At 61.2% G+C, this 278-nt stretch carries 1 pseudogene; it reads left to right on the top strand.

The features are described 5' to 3' along the window. Positions 1-278, top strand: a pseudogene (locus OC610_RS29195) (peptide synthetase); the annotation flags it as partial.

Genomic DNA, 278 nt, shown 5'->3' with positions numbered 1-278 from the left:
ACTGGCGAGCTTTGCTCCGGCCACGGTGGAACGGCTGGCGGCGCATCTGGCTCAGTTGTTGGGGCAGATGACCGCTCAGGGCGAGCGCCCGTTGGGTGAATTGTCGATGCTGGGGTTCGATGAGCATCAACACCTGACCCATGACTGGAATCCGGTGGATGCGCCGTTCGAGCAAGACCTGTGCGTTCATCAGATGATCGCCCGCCAAGCGGAAAACACCCCGGACGCCTTGGCGGTGACGTTCAATGATGTCCGCCTGAGCTACAGCGAACTGGACA

It is taken from the genome of Pseudomonas agronomica (assembly GCF_025917275.1).
Classification (GTDB): Bacteria; Pseudomonadota; Gammaproteobacteria; order Pseudomonadales; family Pseudomonadaceae; genus Aquipseudomonas; species Aquipseudomonas agronomica.
Note: the sequence above shows the minus strand (reverse complement) of the source record. Positions and strands in the feature narration are given on the sequence as shown.